Annotated in this window: 28 protein-coding genes; 12 read left to right on the top strand and 16 right to left on the bottom strand. The window is 57.8% G+C overall.

Annotation, left to right across the window (positions count from 1 at the left end; all coding sequences use genetic code 11):
- Nucleotides 1-47 precede the first annotated feature (47 nt).
- From soxB to FIL88_RS05565, 6 genes are all read right to left on the bottom strand, one after another.
- Complete coding sequence (gene soxB / locus FIL88_RS05590) at nucleotides 48-1745, bottom strand: thiosulfohydrolase SoxB (RefSeq protein ID WP_142852793.1); 1698 nt, start codon at nucleotides 1743-1745, stop codon at nucleotides 48-50.
- A 110-nt stretch (nucleotides 1746-1855) separates the two neighbouring features.
- Nucleotides 1856-2704 (bottom strand): sulfur oxidation c-type cytochrome SoxA, encoded by an 849-nt coding sequence (soxA, locus tag FIL88_RS05585; RefSeq protein WP_142852792.1) that lies wholly within the window; start codon nucleotides 2702-2704, stop codon nucleotides 1856-1858.
- Between the two features lie 24 nt (nucleotides 2705-2728).
- Complete coding sequence (soxZ, locus tag FIL88_RS05580) at nucleotides 2729-3058, bottom strand: thiosulfate oxidation carrier complex protein SoxZ (protein WP_142852791.1); 330 nt, start codon at nucleotides 3056-3058, stop codon at nucleotides 2729-2731.
- A 17-nt stretch (nucleotides 3059-3075) separates the two neighbouring features.
- The gene (soxY, locus tag FIL88_RS05575; protein ID WP_142852790.1) at nucleotides 3076-3492 is read right to left on the bottom strand and encodes a thiosulfate oxidation carrier protein SoxY; all 417 of its coding nucleotides are present in this window, start codon (nucleotides 3490-3492) and stop codon (nucleotides 3076-3078) included.
- 39 nt (nucleotides 3493-3531) lie between these two features.
- The gene (gene soxX / locus FIL88_RS05570; RefSeq protein ID WP_142852789.1) at nucleotides 3532-4008 is read right to left on the bottom strand and encodes a sulfur oxidation c-type cytochrome SoxX; all 477 of its coding nucleotides are present in this window, start codon (nucleotides 4006-4008) and stop codon (nucleotides 3532-3534) included.
- Between the two features lie 156 nt (nucleotides 4009-4164).
- Nucleotides 4165-4902 (bottom strand): cytochrome c biogenesis CcdA family protein, encoded by a 738-nt coding sequence (locus FIL88_RS05565; protein ID WP_142852788.1) that lies wholly within the window; start codon nucleotides 4900-4902, stop codon nucleotides 4165-4167.
- An 85-nt stretch (nucleotides 4903-4987) separates the two neighbouring features.
- Between FIL88_RS05565 and FIL88_RS05560 the strand changes: the two genes are divergently transcribed.
- The 4 genes from FIL88_RS05560 to FIL88_RS05545 all read left to right on the top strand — a co-directional run bounded on the left by FIL88_RS05560 (nucleotide 4988) and on the right by FIL88_RS05545 (nucleotide 7637).
- Entirely contained in the window at nucleotides 4988-5389 is a 402-nt protein-coding gene (locus FIL88_RS05560) for a thioredoxin domain-containing protein (RefSeq protein WP_142852787.1), read from the top strand.
- A 138-nt stretch (nucleotides 5390-5527) separates the two neighbouring features.
- Nucleotides 5528-5896, top strand: a complete 369-nt coding sequence (locus FIL88_RS05555) for an ArsR/SmtB family transcription factor (protein WP_142852786.1) — start codon at nucleotides 5528-5530, stop codon at nucleotides 5894-5896.
- A 51-nt stretch (nucleotides 5897-5947) separates the two neighbouring features.
- Nucleotides 5948-7006, top strand: coding sequence for a YeeE/YedE family protein (locus tag FIL88_RS05550; RefSeq protein WP_142852785.1), 1059 nt, complete (start codon nucleotides 5948-5950; stop codon nucleotides 7004-7006).
- Nucleotides 7007-7142: 136 nt separating this feature from the next.
- Nucleotides 7143-7637 carry a flavin reductase family protein gene (locus FIL88_RS05545; RefSeq protein ID WP_185960847.1) on the top strand — a complete coding sequence of 165 codons (495 nt, stop codon included), beginning with the start codon at nucleotides 7143-7145 and terminating at the stop codon, nucleotides 7635-7637.
- A 16-nt stretch (nucleotides 7638-7653) separates the two neighbouring features.
- Here the strand turns inward: FIL88_RS05545 and FIL88_RS05540 are convergent, their stop codons facing one another.
- Nucleotides 7654-8067, bottom strand: coding sequence for a hypothetical protein (locus FIL88_RS05540; protein WP_142852784.1), 414 nt, complete (start codon nucleotides 8065-8067; stop codon nucleotides 7654-7656).
- 149 nt (nucleotides 8068-8216) lie between these two features.
- On the opposite strand from FIL88_RS05540, the gene FIL88_RS05535 reads away from it, so the two are divergent.
- The 3 genes from FIL88_RS05535 (at nucleotide 8217) to FIL88_RS05525 (ending at nucleotide 11343) form a co-directional block, all read left to right on the top strand.
- The gene (locus tag FIL88_RS05535; protein ID WP_142853463.1) at nucleotides 8217-9215 is read left to right on the top strand and encodes a hypothetical protein; all 999 of its coding nucleotides are present in this window, start codon (nucleotides 8217-8219) and stop codon (nucleotides 9213-9215) included.
- A 308-nt stretch (nucleotides 9216-9523) separates the two neighbouring features.
- A complete protein-coding gene (locus tag FIL88_RS05530) occupies nucleotides 9524-10915 on the top strand; it encodes an MATE family efflux transporter (protein ID WP_142852783.1) in 1392 nt (463 codons plus the stop codon).
- On the top strand, nucleotides 10912-11343 hold the full coding sequence (locus tag FIL88_RS05525) for a glyoxalase superfamily protein (RefSeq protein WP_142852782.1): 432 nt from the start codon (nucleotides 10912-10914) through the stop codon (nucleotides 11341-11343). Before FIL88_RS05530 ends, FIL88_RS05525 begins: the two co-directional genes overlap by 4 nt.
- 92 nt (nucleotides 11344-11435) lie before the next feature.
- On the opposite strand, the gene FIL88_RS05520 is transcribed toward FIL88_RS05525, so the two are convergent.
- The gene (locus FIL88_RS05520) at nucleotides 11436-11849 is read right to left on the bottom strand and encodes a VOC family protein (protein ID WP_142852781.1); all 414 of its coding nucleotides are present in this window, start codon (nucleotides 11847-11849) and stop codon (nucleotides 11436-11438) included.
- 180 nt (nucleotides 11850-12029) lie between these two features.
- Between FIL88_RS05520 and FIL88_RS05515 the strand changes: the two genes are divergently transcribed.
- Nucleotides 12030-13322 (top strand): O-acetylhomoserine aminocarboxypropyltransferase/cysteine synthase family protein, encoded by a 1293-nt coding sequence (locus FIL88_RS05515; RefSeq protein WP_142852780.1) that lies wholly within the window; start codon nucleotides 12030-12032, stop codon nucleotides 13320-13322.
- Nucleotides 13323-13394: 72 nt separating this feature from the next.
- On the opposite strand, the gene FIL88_RS05510 is transcribed toward FIL88_RS05515, so the two are convergent.
- On the bottom strand, nucleotides 13395-14087 hold the full coding sequence (locus FIL88_RS05510) for an SIMPL domain-containing protein (RefSeq protein ID WP_142852779.1): 693 nt from the start codon (nucleotides 14085-14087) through the stop codon (nucleotides 13395-13397).
- A 177-nt stretch (nucleotides 14088-14264) separates the two neighbouring features.
- Here FIL88_RS05510 and FIL88_RS05505 point away from each other — a divergent pair, with 177 nt between their 5' ends.
- Complete coding sequence (locus FIL88_RS05505) at nucleotides 14265-16733, top strand: hypothetical protein (protein WP_142852778.1); 2469 nt, start codon at nucleotides 14265-14267, stop codon at nucleotides 16731-16733.
- Nucleotides 16734-16801: 68 nt separating this feature from the next.
- Here the strand turns inward: FIL88_RS05505 and cobT are convergent, their stop codons facing one another.
- Nucleotides 16802-17821 (bottom strand): nicotinate-nucleotide--dimethylbenzimidazole phosphoribosyltransferase, encoded by a 1020-nt coding sequence (gene cobT / locus FIL88_RS05500; RefSeq protein WP_142852777.1) that lies wholly within the window; start codon nucleotides 17819-17821, stop codon nucleotides 16802-16804.
- Nucleotides 17822-17902: 81 nt separating this feature from the next.
- Here cobT and cobS point away from each other — a divergent pair, with 81 nt between their 5' ends.
- The gene (gene cobS, locus FIL88_RS05495) at nucleotides 17903-18679 is read left to right on the top strand and encodes an adenosylcobinamide-GDP ribazoletransferase (protein ID WP_142852776.1); all 777 of its coding nucleotides are present in this window, start codon (nucleotides 17903-17905) and stop codon (nucleotides 18677-18679) included.
- A 52-nt stretch (nucleotides 18680-18731) separates the two neighbouring features.
- On the opposite strand, the gene FIL88_RS05490 is transcribed toward cobS, so the two are convergent.
- The 5 genes from FIL88_RS05490 to FIL88_RS05470 form a co-directional block, all read right to left on the bottom strand.
- Nucleotides 18732-19244, bottom strand: coding sequence for a CarD family transcriptional regulator (locus FIL88_RS05490; protein WP_142852775.1), 513 nt, complete (start codon nucleotides 19242-19244; stop codon nucleotides 18732-18734).
- Between the two features lie 266 nt (nucleotides 19245-19510).
- Nucleotides 19511-19846 carry a ferredoxin FdxA gene (fdxA, locus tag FIL88_RS05485; protein WP_142852774.1) on the bottom strand — a complete coding sequence of 112 codons (336 nt, stop codon included), beginning with the start codon at nucleotides 19844-19846 and terminating at the stop codon, nucleotides 19511-19513.
- Nucleotides 19847-19895: 49 nt separating this feature from the next.
- Nucleotides 19896-20324 (bottom strand): RNA-binding S4 domain-containing protein, encoded by a 429-nt coding sequence (locus FIL88_RS05480; protein WP_142852773.1) that lies wholly within the window; start codon nucleotides 20322-20324, stop codon nucleotides 19896-19898.
- A 6-nt stretch (nucleotides 20325-20330) separates the two neighbouring features.
- Nucleotides 20331-23138: a helicase-related protein gene (locus FIL88_RS05475; protein ID WP_142852772.1), complete on the bottom strand. Its 2808-nt coding sequence runs from the start codon at nucleotides 23136-23138 to the stop codon at nucleotides 20331-20333.
- 35 nt (nucleotides 23139-23173) lie between these two features.
- Nucleotides 23174-23728 carry a tetratricopeptide repeat protein gene (locus FIL88_RS05470; RefSeq protein ID WP_246066616.1) on the bottom strand — a complete coding sequence of 185 codons (555 nt, stop codon included), beginning with the start codon at nucleotides 23726-23728 and terminating at the stop codon, nucleotides 23174-23176.
- Nucleotides 23729-23914: 186 nt separating this feature from the next.
- Here FIL88_RS05470 and FIL88_RS05465 point away from each other — a divergent pair, with 186 nt between their 5' ends.
- Complete coding sequence (locus tag FIL88_RS05465) at nucleotides 23915-24202, top strand: SCP2 sterol-binding domain-containing protein (protein ID WP_142852771.1); 288 nt, start codon at nucleotides 23915-23917, stop codon at nucleotides 24200-24202.
- 41 nt (nucleotides 24203-24243) lie between these two features.
- Nucleotides 24244-25209, top strand: coding sequence for an alpha/beta fold hydrolase (locus tag FIL88_RS05460; protein ID WP_142852770.1), 966 nt, complete (start codon nucleotides 24244-24246; stop codon nucleotides 25207-25209).
- Between the two features lie 12 nt (nucleotides 25210-25221).
- On the opposite strand, the gene pgi is transcribed toward FIL88_RS05460, so the two are convergent.
- Nucleotides 25222-26850, bottom strand: coding sequence for a glucose-6-phosphate isomerase (gene pgi / locus FIL88_RS05455; protein ID WP_142852769.1), 1629 nt, complete (start codon nucleotides 26848-26850; stop codon nucleotides 25222-25224).
- Between the last annotated feature and the right edge of the window lie 6 nt (nucleotides 26851-26856).

Here is a 26856-nt window from a genome sequence, read left to right as displayed (position 1 = left end):
AAGCTTGAAAAATGGCCCGGATGCAGCTGCGCCCGGGCCGAACCTTTTTAGGCGCCTACAACCTGAACCGAGTTATTCGGATCCAGCTTGATGGTGCCTTGTTTCTTGATGTGGCTTTCAACGACATCCCAGATCTGCGGACCCTCGGTGCCTTCGTTCACACTGGCCCAGCCCGCGACCACATAGGTCTTGGATGGGTCAATCGCCTCGCCAGTCTTCAACAGGGTCATTTCGGTGATGCGTTCGCCCTGTGGCTTATTGATATCAATGCGATAGCCCATGCCACCGATGCGCACCATATCGCCGCCCTGCTGATAATACGGGTCCGGGTTGAACAAGTTGTCACCGACGTCTTCCAAGATCGTGTGGATGAATTCACCCGTCATTTCGGTGCGGTAAGCTTCGCCATAAGACATCGAGGTCACGTTCCAGATGTCCTCGCGGGTGATTTCCTGACCCGGCAGGATCGACGGCCCCCAACGGACGCCGGGTGACATGGCGATGTCCGCCTCGCGTTCATTGATCAGCGCGTCACAGATCAGGTCATCCCACGATCCGTTAAAGTTACCGCGACGATAGAGAAGCGTGTCAGTGGTGCCGATTACCTCTTCCAGCTCGGCCTTATAGGGCGCGCGCTGGTCGTCGATCAGCTTGGTGATCGTGGCATCCGGCGTGATTACGTCCGCAAAGATCGGGATCAACTTGTGGCGAATGCCCATCATCTTCCCGTCGCGCACATCCAGATCGATGCGGCTGACGAATTTCGAGTTCGAGCCCGAAGCAATGATGAACGTCTGCTCGACCTGCACCGGCTCGGGAAGCGCGTCATGTGTATGGCCCGACAAGATCACGTCGATGCCTTTCACGCGGCCCGCCATTTTCTTATCCACGTCAAAGCCATTATGGCTTAGGCAGACAACAAGCTCGGCGCCTGCCGCGCGGACCTCATCGACCATGGCTTGCATGTTTTCATCGCGGATCCCGAACGAATACTCCGGGAACATCCAACGCGGGTTGGCAATGGGCATATAGGGGAAGGCCTGACCGATCACGGCCACCTTCACGCCACCACGCTCGAAAAACTTATAGGGCTTGAACAGCTCGGCAGGCTCGTCCCATTCAGCGTCAAAGATGTTTTGGCCAAGCGCTGCGAAGGGCAAACCTTCTACGATCTCGTTCACACGCTCGGATCCCAGCGTGAATTCCCAGTGGAAGGTCATCGCATCTGGCTTCAACGCATTCATCACGTTGACCACATCCTGCCCTTCGGTGTGATGACAGGTGTATGACCCGTGCCACGTATCACCGCCGTCCAGCAGCAACGCATCGGGGCGATCGGCGCGAATAGCGTTCACAACGGTTGCGACGCGGTCCATGCCACCCACTTTGCCATATCCCTGCGCCAGCGAGGAAAAGTCGTTATATGTCAGTGCATAAGCCGAAGGCGAACCATCTTCGATCCCATAGGCTTTGCGGAAATCAGCACCGGTCACATGCGGCATCTGGCCGTTGGCCGCGCCGACGCCCAGATTGATCTCGGGCTCGCGGAAATAGATTGGTTTCAGCTGGGCATGAATGTCAGTGATGTGGATCAGGCTGACATTGCCAAACGTATCAAACTTCAGAAGGTCATCTTGGGTCAGCGCCTGCTGTGCGGCCAATTTGGCCCAGTTGCCAAAGCCCGACGTACCGTAAAGCGCTGACGCAGCCATCGAGACCTGAAGAAAGTCGCGGCGAGAGATCATGTGCGGTTTTCCTTGTTCCCAACCCCTTGCAAGCTTAACCCATGCTTGGGATTGAATGTGTTCGAATAAAGAAAGCCCCGCCCAAAACCAGTTCGGGCGGGGTTGTGAATTTAGTTGCGGACCGACGGGCCTTCGACCGACAGACCATTGCCGCGCGACGCGACATACATTTCCAGCGCCACGAACTCGTCCGAACCGGGCTTGTAGGTCTGGGCACGCGTGTCACGTACGCAGCCCTTGAAGCGCGACTGCACCCCGTTCAGCTTGGTATTTTTCAGACGATAGGTCGGGAAACCGTTGATCTGGCCCTGCGACAAGTGGTCAGCGCGGATCATGTTGCCGTAATTGTCTTCGTGACAATTTGCACAGCTCAGCTCGAGCTGCCCAGTGCGGGTATAGTAAAGCTCTTTACCCAGCTTCCAGGTCTCATGACCGGGGCCGTCAATCGCCACGTTAACCGGCATACCGCGCGACACTGACGCCAACAGTGCTTCGACGTCAATCGCCGGACCCTTGTCTGTGCCCCAGGCTTCTGCGCCCATACGATTGGTCCGGCAATCATTCGCCTGCATCTGCAGGGTGAAGACCTTCCCGGCCTGGGCGTTCCATTTCGGATAAACAGCTTTGACGCCTGCCATCTCCTCGGGTTCGCCGTGACAATCCGCACAGGATTTTCCTTCCGAGCCATCTACCGTTGCCCAGATTTCCGCGCCATTTTCAACGCCCAGCATGCCGGGATTGTCAAAGTCGTCCATCTGCATTTCTTGCGTCTGGTCCGAGCGGAAACGCCAGCCAGACATTACTTCGTCCAGCACATCCGACAGATGTGCAGGCGCGGCCGTCTTCGTTACGATGTCAATTTCACCGTTCACGGTAAGTTCAGCGCTTTCGTCGGCCGTGGCTGTGGCTGCCCCGAAGATGGTCGAGGCGGCCAGAATAGCTGCGATGCCTTTTTTCATTATATATTCCTCCCTGCGCTGGCCTTAGCCGATGGCGATCGACTTGGTGGTGTCGTACACGTCACCATCGTCGTCGTACCATGTGAATTTGAAATCACCGGCTTCATCAACCTTTGCGTCAAATTCGACGTAAGGGTTGGTCGAGATTGCGGGCTCCAGCGTCACGTCAATGACCGACTTGCCGTTAAACTCGCAGGTGAAGCGATTGATGATCGAACGCGGGATGAGGTTGCCCTCTTTATCCTTGCGCTGACCCGATTCCATCTTGTGGCTGATCAGGGTCTTGATGGTCACAACTTCGCCGGCAGCAGCCGTCTTGGGGACCTTTACGCGGGGTTTTGAACCTTTTGCCATATCTCTGATCTCCTAACTTAGCCGCCGCAGCCGCCGATGGTGACTTTTACGGTCGATTGCGCTTTCACAAAGCTGCCGTCAGCCATTTTGGCAATGGCCACAACGTCTTGTGTTCCGGCCAGACGAATACGGGTTGATGCAGCTTGCGAGCCAGCAGCCTCACCGAAGGTGAACTGGGCCACGCCCGGCGTCGGGTTGCCCGCTGCCAGAATAAGAATCGATGCCGCGCCGGGGGCGTCGACCGAAATCGGAACAGTATTGCCGTTCTCGGCGATTTCTGGCGCAGTCAGGGTGATCCCACCTTCGCCGGTCTCAGCGCCACCAGTGAAGGCCGCGATAGCCTCGTCTGCAGCAGCCAGTGCGCGCATCGGCAACATGGCAACGGCGGTTGCGCCAAGCCCAAGTGCCAGAGCATCACGTCGAGTGAATTTCATCTCTTGTCTCCTGTGAGTGTATTTCTATGCCCGGCCCGCTCAGTCTTTGAGCGTCATCAAATAGGCAACAACATCTTCGATCTGCTGAGCGCTCAGCAGCGGTTCGACGTCACCTTCATGGGCTTTCCCGGTATAGGCTTTGCCAAGGCGAATGAAGCCTTCCGTCTTGTAGAATGATGGCATCATCGATTCATCGAATGTCATCTTCGCATCCACAAGAATGCCGCGCAGCTCTGCCTCGCTCCAGCGATCGCCTGCCCCATCCAACATGGGACCAACTTCGCCGTGGAACGGGATGTCCGCTAGATCAGTGATTTCGTGACATGCAACGCAGTTCCCCTGCGATTTTGTCGAGACCACTTTCGCGCCTTCAACAGGATCCCCTGCAACGCCAGTCAGTGATTGGGCCACGGCCCCTTCTTCGAATGCGACGGCGGTAGGTACCACCGTCTCGGCTTGTGCCGCTCCCAGACCTGCAATAAGCAGGGTGCAAAGCGAGATCGTTGTCCGCTTCATGTTTCCTCCCGTATCCGTTGTGCGGCCAAACTACGCATGTGAAGCAATTTTCGCAACATCAAATTCCGTTATTTGAATTATTATTATCTCACCGCCCGCAAGCAGGCATTAGCGCTCTAATTTCATGCGAAATTTCGATGCCGCCGGAAATCTGATCTACCCGACATTTCCCAGTGTCGGGAATGTCTCAAGCAACCACTGCCCGATCTTGTTCACCCGCCCGGAGACGATCAGGAGCGCAAACAGGATCAGCATGGCACCCATGATTTTCTCGACCCAGGGCAAGTATTTTCGATTGCGCCCAACCCATGCCAGAAACGGGCGCGCGAACATCGCTGCCAGGACAAAAGGCAGCGTCATCGCAAGCCCATAGACGGCCAGCAAAAGCGCACCGCGCCACAGATCCCCCAACCCAGAAGCAATCATTAAGATGGATGCCAGCGCGGGGCCCACGCAGGGTGTCCAACCGAACCCAAACGCCAGTCCCATCAGATACGCCCCCAGTACCGAGCTTGGCTGCGACGGGCCTTCGATCCGGGCTTCGCGATACAAAAACGGAACGCGCATGATTCCCAGAAAGTGCGTCCCGAACAGCACAAGGATAGCTGCCCCAACATAGCTGAGTTCCTGCTGATATTGCGCGAAAGCTGCCCCTAAAGCTGTCGCTCCCAAGCCGAGAAGCATAAAGATCGTGGTCACACCAAATGCAAAGGCGATGGCTGCCACAACCAGCCGTCGTTGCGCACCGGGATTGATCTTTCCCGCGCCCGTCAGCTCGGTCATCGAAAGACCCGCCATATAGCACAGATAAAACGGAACCATCGGCAGGATACAGGGCGAAGAGAACGACAGAAGCCCCGCAAGCGCCGCCCCGGCAAAGGATATGTCCAGCATGAAGGCTTCCTTGAAATCACAACATATTCAATTTATCTATTGCATGAGTTAAAGATCAACCAGATGTCAAGACACAGGCGGCGAAATGCGGAAGTATACATTAAGTTTTCTGACCACCGCCTTGATTGGAATTGGTTTTACGGCACAGGCGGCCGAGCTGATTATGGTCGAGGAACCCGGCTGCGCGTGGTGCGCGAAATGGGAAAACGAACTGGGCGAGATCTATCCAAAGACCTCGGAAGGCAAATATGCGCCGTTGCGCAAAGTGGAACTGAGCGACCTGAAACGCAAAGACGGCCCCGAGGTTTTGGGCGTGATGCCTACCACGCCCGTTGTCTTCACTCCGACCTTTCTGCTGGTTGATGACGGCAAGGAAATTGCCCGGCTTCAGGGCTATCCCGGCGAGGACTTTTTCTGGGGGCTGCTCGAACAGATGCTGATCGAGCACACAGATTACGTCGCGCCATCCTTGGACCAAGGAAGCTGAAACCACGCCCGAAGCCCTTGTTTTAAGGGTTGCAGCAAGAACACGACTTAGTCATCTGACTGCAAGGATGATTGCAAATTTATAACCTGCCTATTAAGACAGGCCGGTAACGGAAACGGAGCATAAGGACCTGTCGGAATGGCACTGCCCGTCATAAAAGAAGACATGTCGCGCGACGAGCTGGACAAGATGATGACCAGCGCCTGCGATGCCTCGACCCTTTTGAAGGCGATCAGCCACGAAGGGCGATTGATGATCCTGTGCCATTTGGTCACCGGCGAAAAATCTGTGACCGAACTGGAAAAGCTTCTGCACGCCCGACAGGCGGCAGTCTCGCAACAGCTGGCGCGTCTGCGCCTTGAAGGTCTTGTGACACCGCGCCGCGACGGCAAGACCATCTATTATTCGCTGACCGATGACCGACCGCGTCGGATCTTGGAAGTGATTTACGAACTGTTCTGTTCGATCGACACGCCGGCTTCGGAAGAGCCTAAAGCGGCCGAATAACGGCCCCTTGGTCACAAGCCCGTCCAACGCCCTTTGGAATTGTGAGGTTCCATGTACGACTGGATTAGCGACGCCACACTTGCCGCCCTTGTTGGGCTGATTGGTGGTGTATTGCTGGGGCTGGCGGCACGGTTGGGGCGGTTTTGCACGTTGGGTGCCATCGAAGACGCGCTTTATGCAGGGTCCGGTCTGCGGATGCGCATGTGGGGCGTCGCAATCGGTGTGGCGATGATCGGCAGCCATGCCTTGATGGCCATTGGACACCTGCCCGCATCCGAGGCGATTTACCTGCGTTTGGGCTGGAACCCGCTCGCCTCGATCATCGGCGGCCTGCTGTTCGGGTATGGTATGGCGCTGTCCGGAAATTGTGGGTTCGGCGCATTGGCGCGACTGGGTGGCGGAGACCTGCGGTCGTTTGTGATTGTACTAGTGATGGGCCTGTCCGCCTATGTCATGATCTCGGGGCCGCTGGCGGGGCTGCGCATCGCGCTGTTTCCCGAAGCACCGGCAAATCCATCCGCCCTGCCCTCAATTTCCACTACGCTTGAGCATTTGACGGGCCTGACCGCGGCCCATGTCGGGATAGGTCTGGGGTTGATTTTGCTTGCGGCCATGCTGGCCAACAGGGAACTGCGCAATGCACAGACCGAGCTTCTTTGGGCCAGTGCAGCGGGCGTTGCCGTCGTTATTGGCTGGGGTGGCACCGCGTGGGTGCTGGCCAACGGGTTCTCGGCCATCCCTGTGGAAAGCCACACCTATTCCGCGCCATTGGGCGACATGATGATCTATCTTATGACATCGTCTGGCAATAATCTGAACTTCGGCGTCGGGTCTGTGGTTGGCGTTCTGGCTGGCGCATTTATCGGCAGCTTGTTCAAAGGGCATTTTCGGTGGGAAGCCTGCGAAGACCCGCGCGAGCTGAAACGCCAAATCGGTGGTGCGGTCATTATGGGTTTTGGGGCTGTCATCGGCTTTGGCTGCTCAATCGGGCAAGGGTTGTCAGCATTCTCGATCCTTTATTATGGCGCCCCGGTGACCTTCATGGCGATCATCGCAGGGGCCGCACTGGGCCTGCGGCAACTGATCCATGGCTTTGCCGTGGCGGAATGACATTTCCAGTTCATTTTGGTCGCTTTTCGCCCTTTCCTCACCTGATCGCTCGGGCTAGTGTCCGCGCCGAAACCTTTGGTCGCCTCCCTCTTTGGCGCACCTTGTTCTGACTGCGCGAACACAGGACGGATTGCCGATGAGCAGCTTCACACCAAGCCCCGACCACGCGGGCGCATTCCGTCAAGCTTTGGGGCAGTTCGCAACCGGCGTGACCGTGGTGACTGCTGCGTCAGACACAGGTCCGATTGCCATGACGGTGAACAGCTTCACATCGGTCTCGCTGGATCCACCGCTGATCCTGTGGTGCCCCGCGCATGTGTCCGAACGCCATGACGCCTTCGTCAAAGCTTCGCATTTCGCAATTCATGTCCTGAAGGAAGGCCAGACCGATCTGGCCCGCCATTTCGCCACCAATGGTGCGGATTTTTCGCCCGTCGATCTGATCCATGGCGCCCATGATGTCCCGGTTTTCGAAGACTGCTTGGCGCGTTTCGATTGCGCAACACATACAGTCCACCCCGGAGGAGATCACTCGATCCTGGTCGGAGAGGTCCTGCGGGTAACGCTGGAGCCGGGCGCTCCGCTGGCATTTCAAGCCGGACATTTCGGGCGGTTCACGCAGACCAGCTAGCGCAACACGTCAGTCCCTACTGGATTTGAATCTGCCCGCGGTTGAAACCTGCGGCTGATTCCTCTCCGTCATCGTAAACGATGCGGACATCTACGGTGTCGACCGACTGAAGATCGAACCGCTGGTAGGGCAGCATATCTGTGACCTTCAGCGCATTGGGCGTGGCTTCGCCCTCATAGCAAGGCTCGGCGTCAAACTTCTGTTCGACCCCGCCATTCACACTGAAATGAATGGCGTCCAATCCGCAGCGCCACGCCAAAAGATGCGTAAAGTACAGCAAGTCCTGCCCATCATATTCCCGAACGGCCACCCAATTGCCTTGCGTGGCGTTCAGGATTGGACGCACCTCAGCCGCCGTTGTGAAATTTTGCGCGGATGCTGGAAGCGCAGTTGTGACCAACACCCCAGCCAATACGATGACTTTATGCATAAGATCCTCCTTCAGGGGCGGCCCATATTCTTGTCCGATGCCGTGATCACGCCTTTCAGACTCGGCCCTTTACTGACTATACTGCCTGAAATGACAGCGCGGGCAAAGCAGTGATGGCGAAAACGACGAAATCAGGCAAATCCAATGGCATGGCGGCACCGAGCACCACACACGCGCCCAATATTGTCATCGTCGCGCAGGACGGGCGACTTGGCTATGAGGCGATCCTGTTTGCCGCCAGTCTGCGCCACAGTGACCCCGAGTTTCAGGGCCGCCTGCTGGTGGCCGAACCCCAGCCCGGAGACCTGTGGCTGGAAGACCCCCGCCTGAAACCGCATATACGCGAAACGTTGGAAATGCTGGGGGCCGAAATCGCCCCTTTCGAATGTCAGCAATTCGGCCGTCATTATCCCCACGGTAACAAGATCGAAGCGCTCCTGGCTTTGCCCGAGGGCGAGCCATTTCTGTTCTTTGACACGGACACGGTCATCACCGGAAAACTGTCCGATTTGCCGATCCCCTATGATCGCCCATCGGCCTCGATGAAGCGTGAAAACACATGGCCCACGATCGAACTTTATGGTCCGGGATATTCCCAGATTTGGAAATCGCTTTACGACAAGTTCGAACTGGATTTCGAAGCTTCGCTGGATAAAAGCCATCCCGACGAATACTGGCAGCGCTATATGTATTTCAACGCCGGTTGGTTCTTTGGCCCCTGCCCGCGCGAGTTTGGTCGCCGCTTCAAAGACTACGCCATCGCGATCCACCATGACGGCCCCGACGAACTGGTCTGCCAGACGCTCTACCCGTGGCTAGATCAAATTGCCTTGCCCTTGGTGGTCTCAAGCTTTGGCGGAGGTCGCCCTGGACCGGAACTGGACGGTCTGGACGGCGATGTCAGCTGTCACTGGCGCATCCTGCCCTTGGCCTATGCCCGCGAAAGCGACCGGGTGATCGACGTGATCGAGGCGGCCACCGCACCCAACAAGATCAAGAAAGTCCTGAAGGAATACGATCCGATGAAACGGATGATCTTTCAGGGGCGCGGTCAGAAAGTGCGGGCCTTGTTTGACCAGGGCAACCTGCCCAAAAAAGAACAAACCATCCGCAACACCATTAAGCGCGAAGGGTTTTGGATGCGGTGAGGGGCGGGTCGACGGCCAAGAGATCGGCAAAGCATACATGAGGATCAAGTTCGAGGTCAGACCGCCCCCCTCTTCCGCGTTGCAACGAACGGCAGCCACAGCAATCTGAGTTCGTTGTTCCAGACACTTGACGGCGGAAGACATCCCGACTACGAATTTCGTAGGCTGTGGACGCCTGCCTTCCGCTGACATCTGTCTTGGTTAAGTTCTACACATCGATATCTCGATCTTCCTCTTTCCGCATATCGCGCGGATGGCAATGCGGGCCCCATCTCATACTGCGCGATTTGGCTAGAGAGAAATGGGATATGACAGATACCCCTTCGAACACATTCACCGATGGACCGCTTGGCGCCATCTATCTTAAGACCGCTTTGCCTATCATTTTCGTAATGAGTATGAACGGATTACTGTCCGTCGCAGATGCCCTGTTTCTTGGCATTTATGTCGGCCCGGATGCGCTGGCGGCTGTAACGTTGATGTTCCCAATCTATATGCTGATCGTGGCACTTTCCACGTTGGTGGCAAACGGTATGTCGAGCATTTTGGCACGCTCACTTGGTGCAGGTGACACAGACCAAGCGCGCGCGACCTTTGCAGGCGCGCATGGGCTTGCTGTCGGGTTGGGCTTTTGCTTGATCCTGTTGTTCTTCCTCTCTGGGCAGTCCGTCGCGTTGCTTGCTGCCGGGGGAGTAGAAGCATTGGCGCAGATGGGGTTGGTCTATCTGTCCATTACGGTTCTCTTCTCGCCCCTCTTATTTGTGCTTTCAGTCAATTCTGACGCACTGCGCAACGAAGGACGTGTTGGTTTCATGGCGGCGATGAGCCTTCTGGTGTCGATCTCAAACATCGGGTTCAATTTCGTTTTGATCGTACTATTGGACATGGGGGTGGCTGGCTCGGCCTACGGCACAGCGGCAGCCCAGGCGCTTGCATTTGCGATCATTGTGTCCTTCCGCTTCTTTGGGGACACGACATTGCGTCCGGCCACGTTGCTATCGCACTCTCTGTACGCGAAATGGGGGCGAATACTTGCATTGGGCGCGCCACAAAGCCTGAGTTTCATTGGGTTGGCGCTTGGATCCGCGGCAATTATCACGGCGCTGCAATGGGTTGGGCGACCGGGTTACGCAGACACAGTTACGGCATATGGCATCATCACCCGTGTCATTACCTTTGCATTCCTGCCTCTGCTTGGGTTGTCGTTTGCAATGCAAACGATCACCGGGAACAATTACGGTGCAGGTCTGTGGAAGCGATCAGATACAAGCCTGCGCACCGCGCTTTGGGTGTCCTTGGTATATTGTTGCGTGATCGAGGTTGTCGTGATGAGTACTCCCAGCCGTATTGCCAGCGCATTTGTTGATGACGCCGCCGTCATTGCAGAGGTCGCTCGGATCTTACCGATCATGACTTGCGTGTTTTTTCTGATCGGCCCACTGATGATGATAGCGACCTATTTTCAGGCCATTGGATCCGCGGGCAAAGCTGCGTTTTTGGGACTGACAAAACCCTATGCTTTCGCGATCCCGCTTACCTTTTTGTTACCTGTTTGGTTTGGTGAAGCTGGCATCTGGTATGCGGGCCCAGTCGCCGAGGTGTTGATGCTGGCTTTGACGGCAATTGTGCTTTGGTATGCATCGAAGGGCTCGAAGCTAAAATGGGGAATTTTCCACACGGAAGAAGGAGCAGTGCAATGAACACACAATTGCCTTCAGTAATGCACGCCAAGGACCAAGCCAAACGTCTGCGGACGAAGATGCTCGCGGATGGGACTGAGGTTGGCCATGCGCGGTCCTTGGAACTTGTCGCCCATCAGCATGGGTTCCGAGACTGGAACACAATGCTGGCTGCCATCGAGAGCAGCCAGAAGCATGGGTGGGCAGTCGGTGATCGTGTAACCGGCACCTACCTGTCACAACCATTCTCTGCCCACATAATTTCGGTGTCGGCTCTTACGCCTGGGTGGTTCAAACTGGGATTGCAGCTCGAAGAGGAAGTAGATGTGGTCACGTCCGACAGCTTTTCGAACTTTCGCAAGCGCGTCCGTGGCATCGTTGGGCCAAAGGGCTATTCCAAAGAGGTCACAAGCGATGGCAAACCCCATCTGCAAATCGATCTAGTATGACGGATCGTCAGGCAGTTCCTTTGCGAATTCGGTCTTTCGAATGATCGAGACCGGAGGCAGTTTTGTCCGTGATCCCGGCTAGGCTGTCTCCGTTACCCCACAAAAACACCCTCTAAATCTTTGAACCCCTTCACCTCAATCGGATTGCCTGACGGATCGCGAAAGAACATGGTCCATTGCTCGCCGGGCTCGCCAATAAACCGTCCGGTTGGGGCGATGACCCAGTCGATGCCCGCGGCCTCTAACCGGTCTGCCAAAGCGCGCCAATCGTCATAGGTCAGCACCACGCCGAAATGCGGCATTGCGACCATATGCGCGCCGACTTTTCCGGTGTTCGCCGTCACAAATGGTTCCCCCAGATGGAAACTGAGTTGATGACCAAAGAAGTTGAAATCGACCCATGTGGCGGTCGCGCGTCCCTCGGTGCAACCCAGAAGATCGCCATAGAACGCGCGGGTTTCGTCAAGATCGGTCACATTGATGGCAAGGTGAAAGGGCGTCAACATAGGGACCTCCGGAATGATTTCCCGCCTAACTTAGCAAATCCAGAACGAAGGACCAGCCCACATGGAAAACGCGACAAGCCGTCTAAAGCGCAAAAATTCGCGGAGTAAGCACCGCTGAGGCGTTGAAGCTTGCCCCCCTTTCCCCTAGCCTTTCCGCGACCAAGAATGAGGGAGAGAACCATGTCCGACGCGCGCCCACAGGGCTTTGACACACTGCAAATCCACGCAGGCACCGAACCTGATCCCGCCACCGGCGCCCGTCAGGTTCCGATCTATCAGACCACCGCATACGTCTTTCAAGACGCAGACCACGCGGCGCGTTTGTTTAACCTGGAAGAGGTCGGCTATATCTATTCGCGCCTGACCAACCCAACCGTTGGTGCACTCGCCAATCGCATCGTGGCGCTTGAAGGCGGCGCAGGCGGGTTCTGCTGCTCGTCCGGTCACGCAGCCCAGATCATGGCGCTGTTCCCGCTGATGGGCCCGGGCCTGAACATCGTGGCGTCAAACAAGCTGTATGGTGGTACCGTCACCCAGTTCACCCAGACCTTCAAACGCTTCGGCTGGGAAGCCAAACTGGTGGATTTCGACGATCCGGCCGCTGTAGAAGCCGCCATCGACGAAAACACCCGCGCTGTGTTCTGCGAGAGCATCGCGAACCCGGCTGGTATGCCCACCGACATCCCGGCAATGGCCGCAATTGCTGACAAGGCAGGCGTTCCGTTGATCGTCGACAACACCTCGGCGACGCCCTATCTGGTGCGCCCGATTGAAATGGGCGCGACCATCGTCGTGCACTCAACCACCAAATACCTGACCGGCAACGGCACCGTGACCGGTGGCTGTGTGGTCGACTCGGGCAAGTTTGACTGGATGGCGTCCGACAAGTTCCCATCCTTCAGCCAGCCGGAACCGGCTTATCACGGCCTGACCTTCGGTGCGGCCCTTGGCCCAATGGCCTATACGTTCCACGGCATCGCCATCGGCCTGCGCGATCTGGGCATGACCATGAACCCGCAAGGCGCGCACTACACGCTGATGGGGATCGAGACCCTGTCGCTGCGCATGCAGAAACATGTCGAGAATGCCCAGAAGGTTGCTGAATGGCTGGAAGCCGATGATCGCATCGAAAGCGTCAGCTATGCTGGCCTGCCGTCCTCGCCCTATCACGACCGCGCCAAGGCGATTGCGCCGAAAGGGCCGGGTGCCCTGTTCACCGTGGGTGTGAAAGGCGGATACGAGGCTTGCGTGAAGCTGGTCAACAGCCTGAAGCTGTTCAGCCACGTGGCCAACCTTGGCGACACACGCTCGCTGATCATCCACTCGGCATCAACCACGCACCGTCAGCTGAGCGAAGAACAGCAGGTCGCTGCAGGCGCTGCCCCCAACGTGGTTCGCATCTCGATCGGGACGGAAGACCCTGCGGATATCATCGCCGATCTGGATCAGGCGCTGGCAGCTGCGACTGCATAAGTCGCGCCATCTCAAATGAAGAACCCCGCCAATCTGACGGGGTTCTTTTTATTCTCAGCACCTTACTGAATATTATTCAATCAGCTCAAACACCATTGTAACGCCAGAGTTGATGCCCATTTCACCCGCGGCAATTGGCATATCCGCCGACGCACGCTCCATCGCCATCATGACAGGACGCACGGGCGATGCCCCGCCTTCCTGCATCATCAGGACGGATCCAAGTTTCAAGTCGGCCGCCTCGGCCAGCACTTTGGCGCGACTCATCGCGTCTTTGACGGCCAATGCGCGCGCAGCGTCTTCGGCCCCGGCGCGGTCCTGCACGTCAAATTGCAACCCGTGGATCTCATTCGCGCCAACGGACGTCACTGCGGTCATGATCGCCCCAAGCTTTGACAAATCATCCAGCTTGACCGACAGGGTCGAGCTGGCAACAAACCCGGCCAGAACGGGTGTGCCGTCATTCTTGCGGTTATAGTCATATTGCGGGGACAGGTTTACCTGCGTGCTTTGAACATCGCGCTCAGAAACCCCAGCCTCGGTCAGCTTGGTTAGCATGGCCGAGATCGACACAGAGACCGCATCAAGCGCCTGCCCTGCATTGTCCGAGCGCTCGCTTACCCCTAGGCTGATCCGCGCCATATCGGGGACGACCTGCGCCACGCCCTGCCCGCTTACTGTCAACTGCGACACATTCGCCGTGTCTGCATGCGCAATTCCCGTCGCAGCGATGGAAATTGCAAGTATGGATAAGAGTTTGCGCATTATGTGCTCCTTTGATTATGGCCAGATTGCGCAGTCTTCCGCCGCGGGCAACCCCGCGACCACACGCCCCCTTCCCATTGGCAATTTCCTGCTATAGTTTCAAGCGAGTATTCGGCGGCTGCAAAGCCGCAAAAGGTGTGCCTAGTCGTCGTTGGTATTGAGAAGGACAGGGGCTGTATGAAACCAAGCTTTGCGCTTGATCTCAATCACGACGGGATCGGCCTTGTTCATCGCGGCAAGGGCGGCTGGCAACTTGTTGGCAAGGTTGCACTGGATGATCCGGATCTTGGCACGGCGATGTCCACGTTGCGTGATACCGCGACTGCGCTGGGATCAGGAGCTCTGTCCAGCAAATTGATCGTTCCTGGCACGCAGATCCTGTTCACCTCGATGACCGCAGCGGGCCCTGACAACATCACCCGCGAAGCACGCATCCGTGAGGGGTTGGAAGGCCTCACCCCCTATCCGGTCGAGGATCTTATTTTTGACTGGCAACCCGATGTGAATGACACCGCAACGGTTCATGTAGCGGTCGTGGCTCAGGTCACACTGGACGAAGCCTTGGGCTTTGCTCAGGAACATGGGATGAATCCGGTGGGATTCGTGGCCCGCCCAAAGGGCGCGTTCACGGGTGAGGTCTATTTGGGATCGGTGAAAGGAAGCGGTGCCGAATTGGACCGCGAAAAACATCCTGTCCCCAAACTTTTGGATACGGATCCCGCACCAGAAGTCATCGAAGAATCTATCGATCCGGTCATAGCCGTAGCAGAGCCAAAGACTTCGACGTCAGAACCGGCCCCCACTGACATTCCTGAACTGGCCCCATTCCCACCGACGCCGGACACTCCCGCGCACCGTATCGCATCACATGCCAAATCTCGCTCTGGAAACTCACCAAAGAAGTCAAACCGCTCAAACTCTGCGGCCAAAAGCGAAGATGCCGCGACACCTGTCGGGTTCTCCTCCAGCCGAACGACCGAGACGGCTGCGGATAGCACTTGGGAAGACCGTGATGCCCCCAAGAGCGCACCACACACGACAGAGACAGAACCCGAGCCACGCCTGTCCTTTGGCCTCCCCCTTAGTGAGAATTCCGAGTCTGAGCTATCCCCCCCCACTCAGGTTCATGTCCCCGTAACAGCGCCAGTCGCCTTCGAAGACGACCTCAAACCCGCGAAGAAGGCGAAAGCAGCGGGCAAAAAGAACGAGGCGCAGCCAGTTACCCCTGCCCCTGTAGTCACAGCTGTTGCCCCCCCACCAGCTGCCGACATGATCGGACAAGCGGCGGATGTCTCGAACAGCCCAGCCAGAGAGGCAGAATCCCTCACCATCTTCGGCGCGCGACAGCCTCAGCAAGTAGGCGGCAAACCTCGCTTCCTTGCGTTGTACCTTGTGCTGGGCCTGGTGCTGCTTATGGCCATCCTGGCCATCTGGTCGATGCTGTTTCTGTCGGACACCACCGCGAATAACCCACAGAGCGCCGACCCATTTGAATCCGCGATCACCACCGGTCAAACCGGCACCGATGAATCCACGGTATTTGGCACGAACAGCGATCTGATCGACCCAGCGTTGGTTGAAGGAGAAGAGGTATCGAAGCTTGAGGCCCCGGAACCGCTATCCGAGGAAGCCGCGCAGGCGCGGTATGCCGCAACCGGAATATGGCAACGTGCGCCCGAACCGCTGGCGGACGCGAAGATTGATCGAATTGATGATCTTTATGTGGCATCCATCGATCCGCGCACATTCGGGCACGATGCCATCGCACTGACGCCATTGCGATTGGATCAATTTGGCGGCCCCATGCCGAATACGACGCCGCCTCCGCCTCCGGGGACTGTTTTTGACTTGGATGAGCGTGGCTTTGTACAGGCAACTCCTGGCGGAACTCTGACCCCTGAAGGGGCTATTGTGATTGCCGGCCGCCCTAGGCTTGTTCCAAGCCCTGCGCCCCGTCCTGAGCAAGTAAACACGGGCACGGAAGTGCTCGAAGAGATTGCCGCTGAAACAACCGAAACCTTCGAAGTTGCAACAAAAATCCGCCCCCGCGCGCGCCCTGAGGGGTTGGTGGAAGGAAACGAACGCCGCGTTCTGGGTGGCCGCACCCGGACCGAATTGGCGGCCCTACGTCCGCGCGCGCGCCCTGACGCCATTATTGCCGCAGCGCAAGAAAAAGCGCAGGCGCAAGCTGACGCAATCGCAGCAGCCCTGTCCGGTGCAAACGCTGCGGCGGCGGGTATAGCCCCGACGGCTCTTGCGGTTGAACGCTCAACGACGCCCAAGGCACGCCCCAAAAACTTCTCGCGCATTGTGGCGCGGGCACGTCCCAATCGCGACAATGCGTCTGATGGCAGCGTTGCGGTCGCCGCGGCGCCTTCTGCTGGCCCTTCGATCCCGACCCGCGCCTCGGTCGCTAAACAGGCCACGATCAAGAATGCGATAAACCTGCGCAAGGTCAGCCTGATCGGTATCTATGGATCAGCCTCGTCTCGCCGCGCCTTGGTGCGTATGCCGTCGGGCCGCTATGTCAAAGTAGGTGTGGGAAGCCGCCTTGATGGCGGCAAGGTTGTGTCGATTTCAACAACCAAACTGATCTATCAGAAGGGCCGTAAAACCGTCACACTGAACATTCTACCCTTCGGTTGATCCCGAGTTGAAGAATGGCCGAAACGCATTCGCGCCCCGGCCTTACACTTTCTTTCTGGACCAGGTGCTTATCCGTCAGACACGCCGGCCTCGGCGAATGTGGCCATGCCGGAATGACAGGCGACCGCCGATTTCAGGATATTGATTGCTACCCCAGCACCGGATCCCTCGCCAAGCCGCATACCCAGCGACAGCAAGGGCTCTTTGCCCAGATGGTCCAACGCTGATGCGTGTGCAGACTCAGCCGAGACATGCCCGGCGACCACGTGATCAAGTGCCCCGGGCACGCTGGCCTGCAGACATGCGGCGGCTGCGGTCGAGATGAAACCGTCCAAAATGACCGGTACACGCAGCACACGCGCCCGTGCCATTGCGCCAGCCATAGCCGCAACTTCACGGCCACCCAGACAGCGTAGCGCCTCTAACCCATCTTCGCTTGCCGAAGCGTTCACATTGACCCCGTCGCGGATCACGCGGGCCTTTAGGGCAAGCCCAGCATCATCTACGCCTGTTCCACGGCCAACCCAAGTTTCAGCCTCGCCACCATAGAGCGCCAGGAACAATGCAGCGGCAGAAGTCGTATTGCCGATCCCCATTTCGCCCGTGACCAATAGATCCGTTGCCTCATCAACGGCATTCCAGCCAACCAACAAAGCCGATACGACCTCGGCCTCGTCCATTGCGGGGCCTTGGGTGAAATCCTGTGTGGGGCGATCAAGCTCCAGCGCGTGGACATCCATCTTCGCACCAGCCGCCTTAGACAGCTGATTGATCGCAGCTCCGCCGTGCTGGAAGTTCAGCACCATCTGTTCGGTGACTTCAGCCGGGAAGGCCGACACGCCTTGCGCAGTCACGCCATGATTGCCCGCAAAGACAACAACCTGAGGCGCGTTGATCGCGGGGCGACCATTGCCCTGCCAACCGGCGACCCAAATCGCCAGCTCTTCCAGACGCCCCAACGCTCCGGGGGGTTTGGTCAATTGCCCATTGCGGTCCTCTGCTGCGTGGAGAGCAGAAGCGTCTGGACCCTCTGCCGCCTCAAGCAGCGCCTTGAACTCGGCCAGAGACGAGAATGGCTGTTGCGACATGGCGAGACTCCTTGATTGATTCATTTCCTAACCCTCTTTACCCATGAGCATCAGCTGCAACCAGACTGCAAAAGACCAAATATGACCAAACGCGACAGTTCACAGCCGATCCTTCATCTGGCAGATATCCCTGCGGCGATAGGGCTTTTGACCCGTCTACCGATACGCGTAGATCTAACGCAGGCAACGCAACGCGCATCACTTTCGGCCTGGGCGTGGCCTTTGGCCGGTGTCGTGCCGGCCGTGATCGGATGGGGGCTGGGCTGTGCGGCCATCTCTGCCGGGCTTTCACCACTATTCGCAGCCTGTCTGGCGCTGCTTGGTCAGATCATGGTCACCGGTGCCCTGCACGAGGATGGTTTGGCAGATGTCGCAGACGGGTTCTGGGGCGGGTATGACCGGCCACGGCGGCTTGAGATCATGAAAGACAGCCGGATTGGCGCCTATGGGGTGATTGCGTTGATCCTGTCGCTTGGGCTACGTGCCTCAGCTCTTTCTGTCTTGCTTGCCACATCAAGCGGGCTGCCTGCGCTGATCGTCATCGCCATCAGCAGCCGCCTTCCCATGGTCCTTCTTATGGCTGCCATACCCAATGCGCGCGGGCATGGTCTGGCCAGTCAGGTCGGTCGCCCCCCTGCCGCCACTGCATGGTTGGCAAGCGGTATCTCGGCACTGGCTGTATTGATCTTGATGCCAAGCGCCCTGCCCGCGCTTTTGGTGTTCACTGGACTAGGCACCCTTGCGCTGACCGCACTAGCCAAGGCGAAAATCGGTGGCCAAACCGGAGACGTTTTGGGCGCATCCCAACAAATCGCCGAAATCATAGGATTGGCCGTCATCGTCAGCCTGGTCGCATAGAAAAAGCCGCCTACTTAGTGGCAGGCGGCTTTTCAGAATAGGTATGACGTGATCAGGCCGCAGCAGCCCGCGACATCAGAACGTCCGAGACTTTCTTCTGGGCGGCAAGCTCGTCCCCACCACCCACGGCAGCAACTTCGCGGGTCAGACGCTCCAGCGCGGCTTCGTAAAGCTGACGCTCGGAATAGCTTTGTTCACGCTGATCGTCGGTGCGGTGCAGGTCGCGCACGACTTCCGCGATGGCAATCAAGTCGCCCGAGTTGATCTTCTGTTCATATTCCTGCGCCCGGCGCGACCACATGGCGCGTTTCACACGGGCCTTGCCTTTCAACGTCGTCATTGCCTGCGAAATCTCGTCCGGGCTGGACAGGCTGCGCATGCCGACTTCTGTGGCTTTGTTGGTGGGCACCCGCAGGGTCATTTTGTCTTTCTCAAACGAGATGACGAATAGCTCAAGCTCGATCCCCGCAATCTCCTGCTCTTCGATCGACACGATCTGACCCACGCCATGGGCGGGGTAGACAACGTATTCGTTCGGGCGGAAATCCAGTTTCTTCTTGCTCATGACAGCAATCCTTTGCGTCTTTGTTACATTCGGGCGCCATGAGTTCGTTGTCTGGTGATCCTGTTATGCAGTGCAATAAAGCGCGCGACACAGATGCGATTCACCGAAACAAAACGCCCTGCCGAAAGAACAGGGCGTCACAGCTGACCCGATATTTGGAACCAGTATATCACAAAAACAGGGGTTGGAAAAGCGCTGCAGCGCAGAAGTTTGACCGATCGGTCAAGCTTGGCGCAGGGCGGTTTGCGCCCTATACCCCAGCCTGCTTACTGCTCGCCTGCAGCTTCCGAGAAATATTTCTCAAGCTTGCCTTCTTCACCGTCGCGTTCTTCTGCCTCAGGCAAAGGATCCTTACGCTCGACAATCACCGGCCACAGCTCCGAGTATTTTCGGTTGAATTCGACCCATTTCTCCGTCCCCGGCTCGGTATCAGCACGGATGGCATCTGCCGGGCATTCCGGTTCACAGACGCCGCAGTCAATGCATTCATCCGGATGAATCACCAGCATGTTTTCACCTTCATAGAAGCAATCTACGGGGCAAACTTCCACGCAATCGGTGTATTTACATGCGATGCAGTTGTCTTGGACGACATAAGTCATTGTGGCACCTTCAAGTTGGTCTCGGCCTCACTTAGGACAGTGCGGGGGATCAATCAAGCATCGACCCACGGGTTTGATTGAAGATGCGACGATCTTTCTTTGTCGGACGGCCCTTCCCGACCGTTTTCGGCGCAGCCGCATCTGTTTTCGGAACATTGTCCGCACGATCCGAGGGCGGATCAAGGTCTTCATACAGCGCTTGAGCTTCCGGCGCTGGCCCTCGGCGCGTCGACAGGGTGACAATGCGGATCACACGCACCTGCTTGGCTTGCGGAAAGGTCAGGACATCGCCTTCGGTGATTCCATATGATGCTTTTGCGATCTTATCGCTGTTGACCCGCACGTGACCTGCCGAAACCAATTTGCTGGCAAGCCCTCGGGTCTTGAAAAAACGCGCGTGCCACAACCATTTGTCCACGCGCATCTTTGATCCTGATGGGGCGGGCGATTGACCGCCCTTCCCCTGTGTCTCCGCCATTGCGGATTACCCCTTGTCTTTCAGCCCCATAAGGGCCGCAGCGAACGGGTTGTCCGGATCGATGGCTTTTTCCTTCTTCGGACCAGAATGGAAGCTTTTCGGCTTCATGTCGCGCGGGCCCTTGTTCGGCCCCTTGCCACGCTTGGGCTTGCCACCCGACCGGTCTCCGCGCGGCTTTCCGCCCGGTTTGCCACCAGCGTTCCCCTGGCCACGTTCACCGCGGGGGTTTCCAGCGCCACCTTGACGGGCACGACCGAAGCCGCCCCATGTGAAGGTGAAGAAGGTTTCCATTTCAGGACCGGTATCCTCTGCAGCGTCTGACGACGCGGCATCGGCGACAGGTGCCTCGGCAGCTGCTTCAGCCGGAGCCTCTTCAGCAGCCGGGGCCTCTGCTTGCGCATCAGCGCCTTCAACCACAGCTTTCACCTTCTCGCGCTCGCCCTTCTCGGCCTTATAGCCCAGACCCTGCATCAGGTCGGCGAACTGTTCCAGTGTCATGCCGGTGATCGACAGCATGTCTGCTTTGGCTTCGAAACCACCACGGCTGTCTTCCACCCGCAACTGATCGGCCAGACGTTCCAACATGTCGATGCGGATCGCACGGGCACCTGCGGGGCGATAGCCCGACAACATATAAGCCGAGTGATCAACACCTTCGATCACCGGAATCGTAACCAGACCGGGGGGCGGGCTTTCCGGGAACTCAGCAAGGCCTTTCCACAGGCTGTCCAAAACCAGACGCAAACGGGTCGGCGCAGGTTTCAGCAGAAGCGGCATAAAGATGGTGAACTGGCCGAAACGCACGCCATGTTTGCGCAGCGCGCCACGAGCGTCCTGATCCAGATCCTTCACTTCACCCGCAACTTGGTCGCGCGGGATAAGCCCCAGGTTTTCGATCAAGCGGAAGCCAAAGCCACGGGCAATGCCGGTCATGGTTTCGTCTTTTTCGATCGCGCTTAGCGGCTCGAACAGAGCCTGCACCTTGCGGTCGATGAAGTGCTGCAGACGGCGCGTGACTTTCTCGGCCACATCCGTGCCCGCTTCGTCATCAACAAAGGCCTGCACACGCGGCTTGGCCACGTCGTCGCCCTTGACGAGCTTGCCCACGGCATGTTCGCCCCACATCAGGCCACCTTGTTCGGTGAAATCCATTTCCGTGTCGGGCGCGTTGTAAAAGCGGTCCGCCCGCAGATGAAATTCCGGTGCCAATGCCTTCAGGCTGGCTGCCCGCAGGGTCTTGGCCTCTTCCGGTGTCTGGGCAGTGTCCTGACTGAATCGGAACCCTTCCAAACGGCCAACGAATTGGCCTTCTACCGTCACTTCACCATTATCGTTCACGTCAGCCACAAGGCTCTCCTTCTGCTTCAATCGGCGCAGCAAAACGCTGGTGCGCCGATCAACAAATCTTTGGGTCAGACGCTCGTGTAGTGCATCCGACAGGCGATCTTCTACAGCACGAGTCTCGTCCCGCCAATGGCTAACATCATCCAGCCAGTCCCGACGTTGCGCGACATAGGTCCATGTGCGGATATATGCCAAGCGTTTGGACAGCATATCTATGTCGCCATCCGTGCGGTCGATGCGCTTGACCTGACGTGCAAACCAATCGCGTTTCACCCGGCCAAACTGGTGAATATCGTTGAAAAGCTGGGTGATCAGGCCTGCATGTTCACCGTGGCTGATGCCCCGAAAATCTGGCAACTGGCACAGTTCCCACAGCAAAGAGACCGAGCGCCCGTCGCTGGCGCGCGCCGTCACCTCGGCATCCTTTGCCAGAAGTTTCAACGCCATAACGTCGTCCGCGTCCCGCCCACGGGTCAGCCAATCATTGCTGGTCGGCGCTTCCAGCGACCGAATAAGCGCGGGCACCGATCCGAAAGCCAAGTCGCGGTTGCGCCAAAAAATCTTTTTGTCGGGCGCGAATTGATGCGAACAGATCGCATCCGCAACCTCGTCCGACAAAAGCGGGGCTTCGCCCGTCACCCCGAAAGACCCGTGGTTCATATGCCGCCCTGCCCGTCCGGCGATTTGGGCCAGCTCACTGGGCAGCAATGGGCGCATGCGGTGGCCGTCAAACTTGGTCAAGGCCGAGAACGCCACGTGGTCGATATCAAGGTTCAGCCCCATACCGATGGCGTCGGTGGCCACCAGATAGTCCACGTCGCCATTTTGATACATCTCGACCTGCGCGTTGCGCGTGCGAGGGGAAAGCGCGCCCATTACCACGGCCACACCCCCCTTCTGACGGCGCATAAGCTCTGCAATTGCATAAAGGTTATCGACCGAGAACCCGACGATGGCAGACCGCCCCGGCATCCGGCTGAGCTTTTTTGATCCGGAATGGATCAGCTCGGAAAATCGCTCGCGCCGCAGAAACTGAACATCCGGGATCAGCCCCGCGATCACCGGACGCATTGTGTCTGCGCCCATGAACAGGGTTTCCTGCGTGCCGCGCATATGCAACAGGCGGTCTGTAAAGACATGGCCCCGCTCGGCATCTGTGCACAGCTGGATTTCGTCAATGGCGACAAAATCAGCGCCCAATCCCAGCGGCATGGCCTCGACCGTGGCGACCCAATATTGGGCACGGTCGGGAACGATCCGTTCTTCGCCGGTGACCAGCGCCACGGCGTTTGGACCGCGTAAACCGACCAGTTTGTCATAGACCTCGCGCGCTAGCAGGCGCAGCGGCAGACCAATCACCCCCGTGCGATAGCCCAGCATGCGTTCAAGCGCATAATGGGTTTTCCCGGTGTTGGTTGGACCCAATACGGCAGTGATCCGCGGGCCACCACGTGCGCTGTCGGAAACCATATTCTGCCCTTTCGACGCCGCACCCTAAGCGGGTGCTAAATATCCTTCACCCGCTTCTGTTCCAAACGGGCCACGGCGCCTTTTATGTCGTCACTCTGCGGATGTATAGCAAGGGCATGACGATAAGCGTCCAGTGCGCGGACGTCATCGCCAAGTTCTTCCAAGATCAGACCAAGCCCAGTCAGAGCCCCGAAATGTCTTGGCTCCAAGACCAGCGTACGCGCAATATCATCCAGCGACAGCCCCAATTCACCTGCCAGATAAAATGCGGTGGCGCGGGCATTCCATCCCTCGGCAAAATTTGGCGCATGATCGGTTAGGGCACTAAGATGCGAGATGGCGTGATCAAGCTTCCCGCTTTCCAGCGCATCTTGCCCGCGCTGCAACAACAGATCCATCGCGTCCGACCCGGATCGGGCCCACAGCTCCCATATCTCGGTCTCAAGTGCTTCCCAATTGCTGTCATCTGCGGTTTGAAGCTGCTCAAACAGCGCATCCAGCTGCTCTTGCCGGTCTTGCGCGTAGGTCACGGAAGGGACGACAACCCCCACCCCAAAAACGAACACCATGATCAGCAAGAAAATGCGCATATGAAATGCTACCGCGCAAAAACGTTCGGGCATAGTGACATTCGTGTGTAATCCTGCACCTGACCCTAAGAAGCCACGCAGGTTCCCTTGCGTCGGACGCCAGAAAACAGGTTTACGTTCACGGAAACTTTGATCTAGCATAAGCGGGACACCAACGCCCAATGGGCCAATTTCGGAGGAAACACGGTGAGTGATGTAATCAATACGGCGGTGGCCGCTTTGAACGAGAAAATTAACGGATTTGACGGCGGCACGGCCAAGTTTGTGATTAACGGCGAAGGTGGTATCATCATCGACGCCGACGGCGCGCGCGCTGGTGATGACGAAGCGGATGTGACGCTGACCGCCGATGCGGATGTGTTTCAAGAGATGCTGTCGGGCGAATTGAACCCGACCACCGCCTTCATGACCGGCAAACTGGCTGTGGACGGCAACATGGGGCTGGCCATGCAATTGGGCGCAGTTCTCGCTTAAAAACCGCAAGGGTTTCCCCTGCTTCGACAAGGATATGCGGCATGCACCACTCTGACGCCCCTTTGTTCGACGACATTGCACAAGGTCCCGCCCACGGGCGGGCCTTTTGGCGCAAGACCTCGGATGGGGTCCGTATTCGGCTGGCCATGTGGCCTGCCGCCGAAGACAGTGCGCCAGCCGGAACCATCCTGCTTTTCCCCGGTCGTACTGAATATATTGAGAAATACGGCCTGGTCGCCGCTGAACTGGTAGATCGTGGATACACGACGCTGAGCATCGACTGGCGGGGGCAAGGCCTGTCGGATCGTGCCGATAAAGATCGTTTGCTGGGCCATGTCGGCCATTTTTCGGAATATCAGCTTGATGTTGCCGCCATGATGGCACTGGCGGACGAGCTTGACCTGCCGCGTCCCTTTATCTTGCTGGGCCATTCCATGGGGGGCTGCATCGGGTTGCGGTCACTTCATGAAGGGCTGGACGTGAAAGGTGCCTGTTTCTCGGCGCCCATGTGGGGGATCACCATCGCGTCGGCATTGCGCCCTGTCGCTTGGGGTATCTCTTGGGCCCTGCATAACACGCCTTGGAAGCTGATGCTGACCCCCGGCACTGCACGTAAAACCTATGTCGATATTCAGCCCTTCGACGACAACATGCTGACCACCGACCCCGAGATGTATGCGCTGATGCAACTGCAGGCCAGCGCGCGTCCCGAGCTAACCTTGGGCGGCCCGACGGCGGGATGGCTTTATGCCGCTCTGCGCGAGACGTCAGACCTGATGAAGCAGCCTGCACCGAATGTGCAAACGGTCACCTTCCTTGGCACGCAGGAACGCATCGTCGAGCCGGGACCGATCCACGATTTGATGCGCCGCTGGCACAACGGACGGCTTCAGCTGATGCCCGGTTGTGAACATGAAGTGCTGATGGAGGCCGAGCCGATCCGGTCGCAAGTCTATGACGCGTTGGATGTATTGACGCAGGATAGCGAAAATCAGGATGTCGCCTGATATCAATACATATCAATCGCTTACGGTCGACATCTGATCCAATCGCTTAATCAGGGCTTGGGTAGAGCCATCCAGATTTTCAGCTGACGTTTCACCCTGCAATACAGGGGTAAGCGCGACGGCAAGCTCCTTGCCCAGCTCGACGCCCCATTGGTCAAACGAGTTGATGCCAAGCAGAACGCCTTCCACAAACACGCGATGCTCATACAGCGCGACAATCGCGCCCAGAACCTCGGGCGTCAGCTTCGGATAGAGCAGCGTGGTCGAGGGACGATTGCCCGGGAAGACACGGTGGGCGGCTTGGCGTTCAAGTTCGTCGCCTTCAAACCCCTTCTCATGCATCAATGCACGTGCTTTTTCCAGGCTGCGACCGGCCATCAAGGCCTGAGACTGCGCCAGACAATTTGCGACCAACAATTGGTGCTGATGCGCCAGATCGGCCTCGTGCCCTTCGGCACCAACCATGAATTCGCATGGAATGATGTCCGTGCCCTGATGGATCAACTGATAGAACGCGTGCTGCCCGTTGGTCCCCGGCTCACCCCAGACGACCGGCCCGGACGGCAGATCCAGCGCTGTGCCATCCAAACCCACGCGCTTGCCGTTGCTCTCCATCTCGAGCTGCTGAAGATATGCGGGAAGTCGTGCAAGACGCTGTTCGTAAGGCAGAACGGCACGGGTGGGATAGCCGCAGACTTGGCGATGCCAAAAGCCAACCAAGGCCAGCATCAGCGGCATATTCGCCCGACCCTCGGCGGACTGAAAATGCTGATCCATCGCGCGGGCGCCAGCCAACATCTGGTCAAATCGATCCGGCCCAATGGCAACCATCAGCGACAGACCAATCGGCCCCCACATGGAATAGCGCCCACCGACCCAATCCTCAAAGCCGAAGACACGCTCGTCGGCGATGCCCCATTCGGCAGTCTTTTCAAGGTTTGAGGACAACGCCGCGAAATGCAGCCCAACAGATTCAGCGGGCACATCGCGCGCCAGCCAATCGCGCGCGGTGGCAGCGTTGGTCATGGTTTCAATGGTCGTAAACGTCTTCGAGGCCACCATGATCAGCGTTTCCGCCGGATCCAGCTTGCGCAGCACATCCGCGATCTGCGCCCCGTCCACATTCGAGACGAAATGCACCCGCGGCCCATCGTGATAGGGCGACAGCGCCTGCGTGGCCATGGCGGGGCCAAGATCCGAGCCACCGATACCGATATTCACCACATCGCGAAACCGCCCGCCCCCTGGCGCGCGAATCTGCCCCGAGCGCAGCCGCGTCGCGAAATCCCGCATGCGGGCCAGAGTCTCGTGAACTTCGGGAATGACGTTATCACCACCCACCCGGACATCCGCATCAGACGCAGCACGCAAAGCAGTATGCAAAACCGCCCGATCTTCGGTCAGGTTGATCTTATCCCCCTGAAACATCTGATCACGCCGCGCGGCCACACCGGCCTTATCAGCAAAGCCCTGAAGCAGTTCGACCGCTTGATCATCCAACCCGGTTTTCGACCAATCAAAGTGCAGATTTCCCATCTGCGAGCTGTAACGATCAGCACGCTTCGGATCGGCATCAAACAGGTCCTGAAGGCGCACGTCCTTCAGCTTGCCGCGATGGGCAATCAAATCGTTAATCGTCATGTTCTT

Source organism: Aliiroseovarius halocynthiae (assembly GCF_007004645.1).
Classification (GTDB): domain Bacteria; phylum Pseudomonadota; class Alphaproteobacteria; order Rhodobacterales; family Rhodobacteraceae; genus Aliiroseovarius; species Aliiroseovarius halocynthiae.
This window is presented reverse-complemented; position numbering and strand designations above follow the sequence as displayed.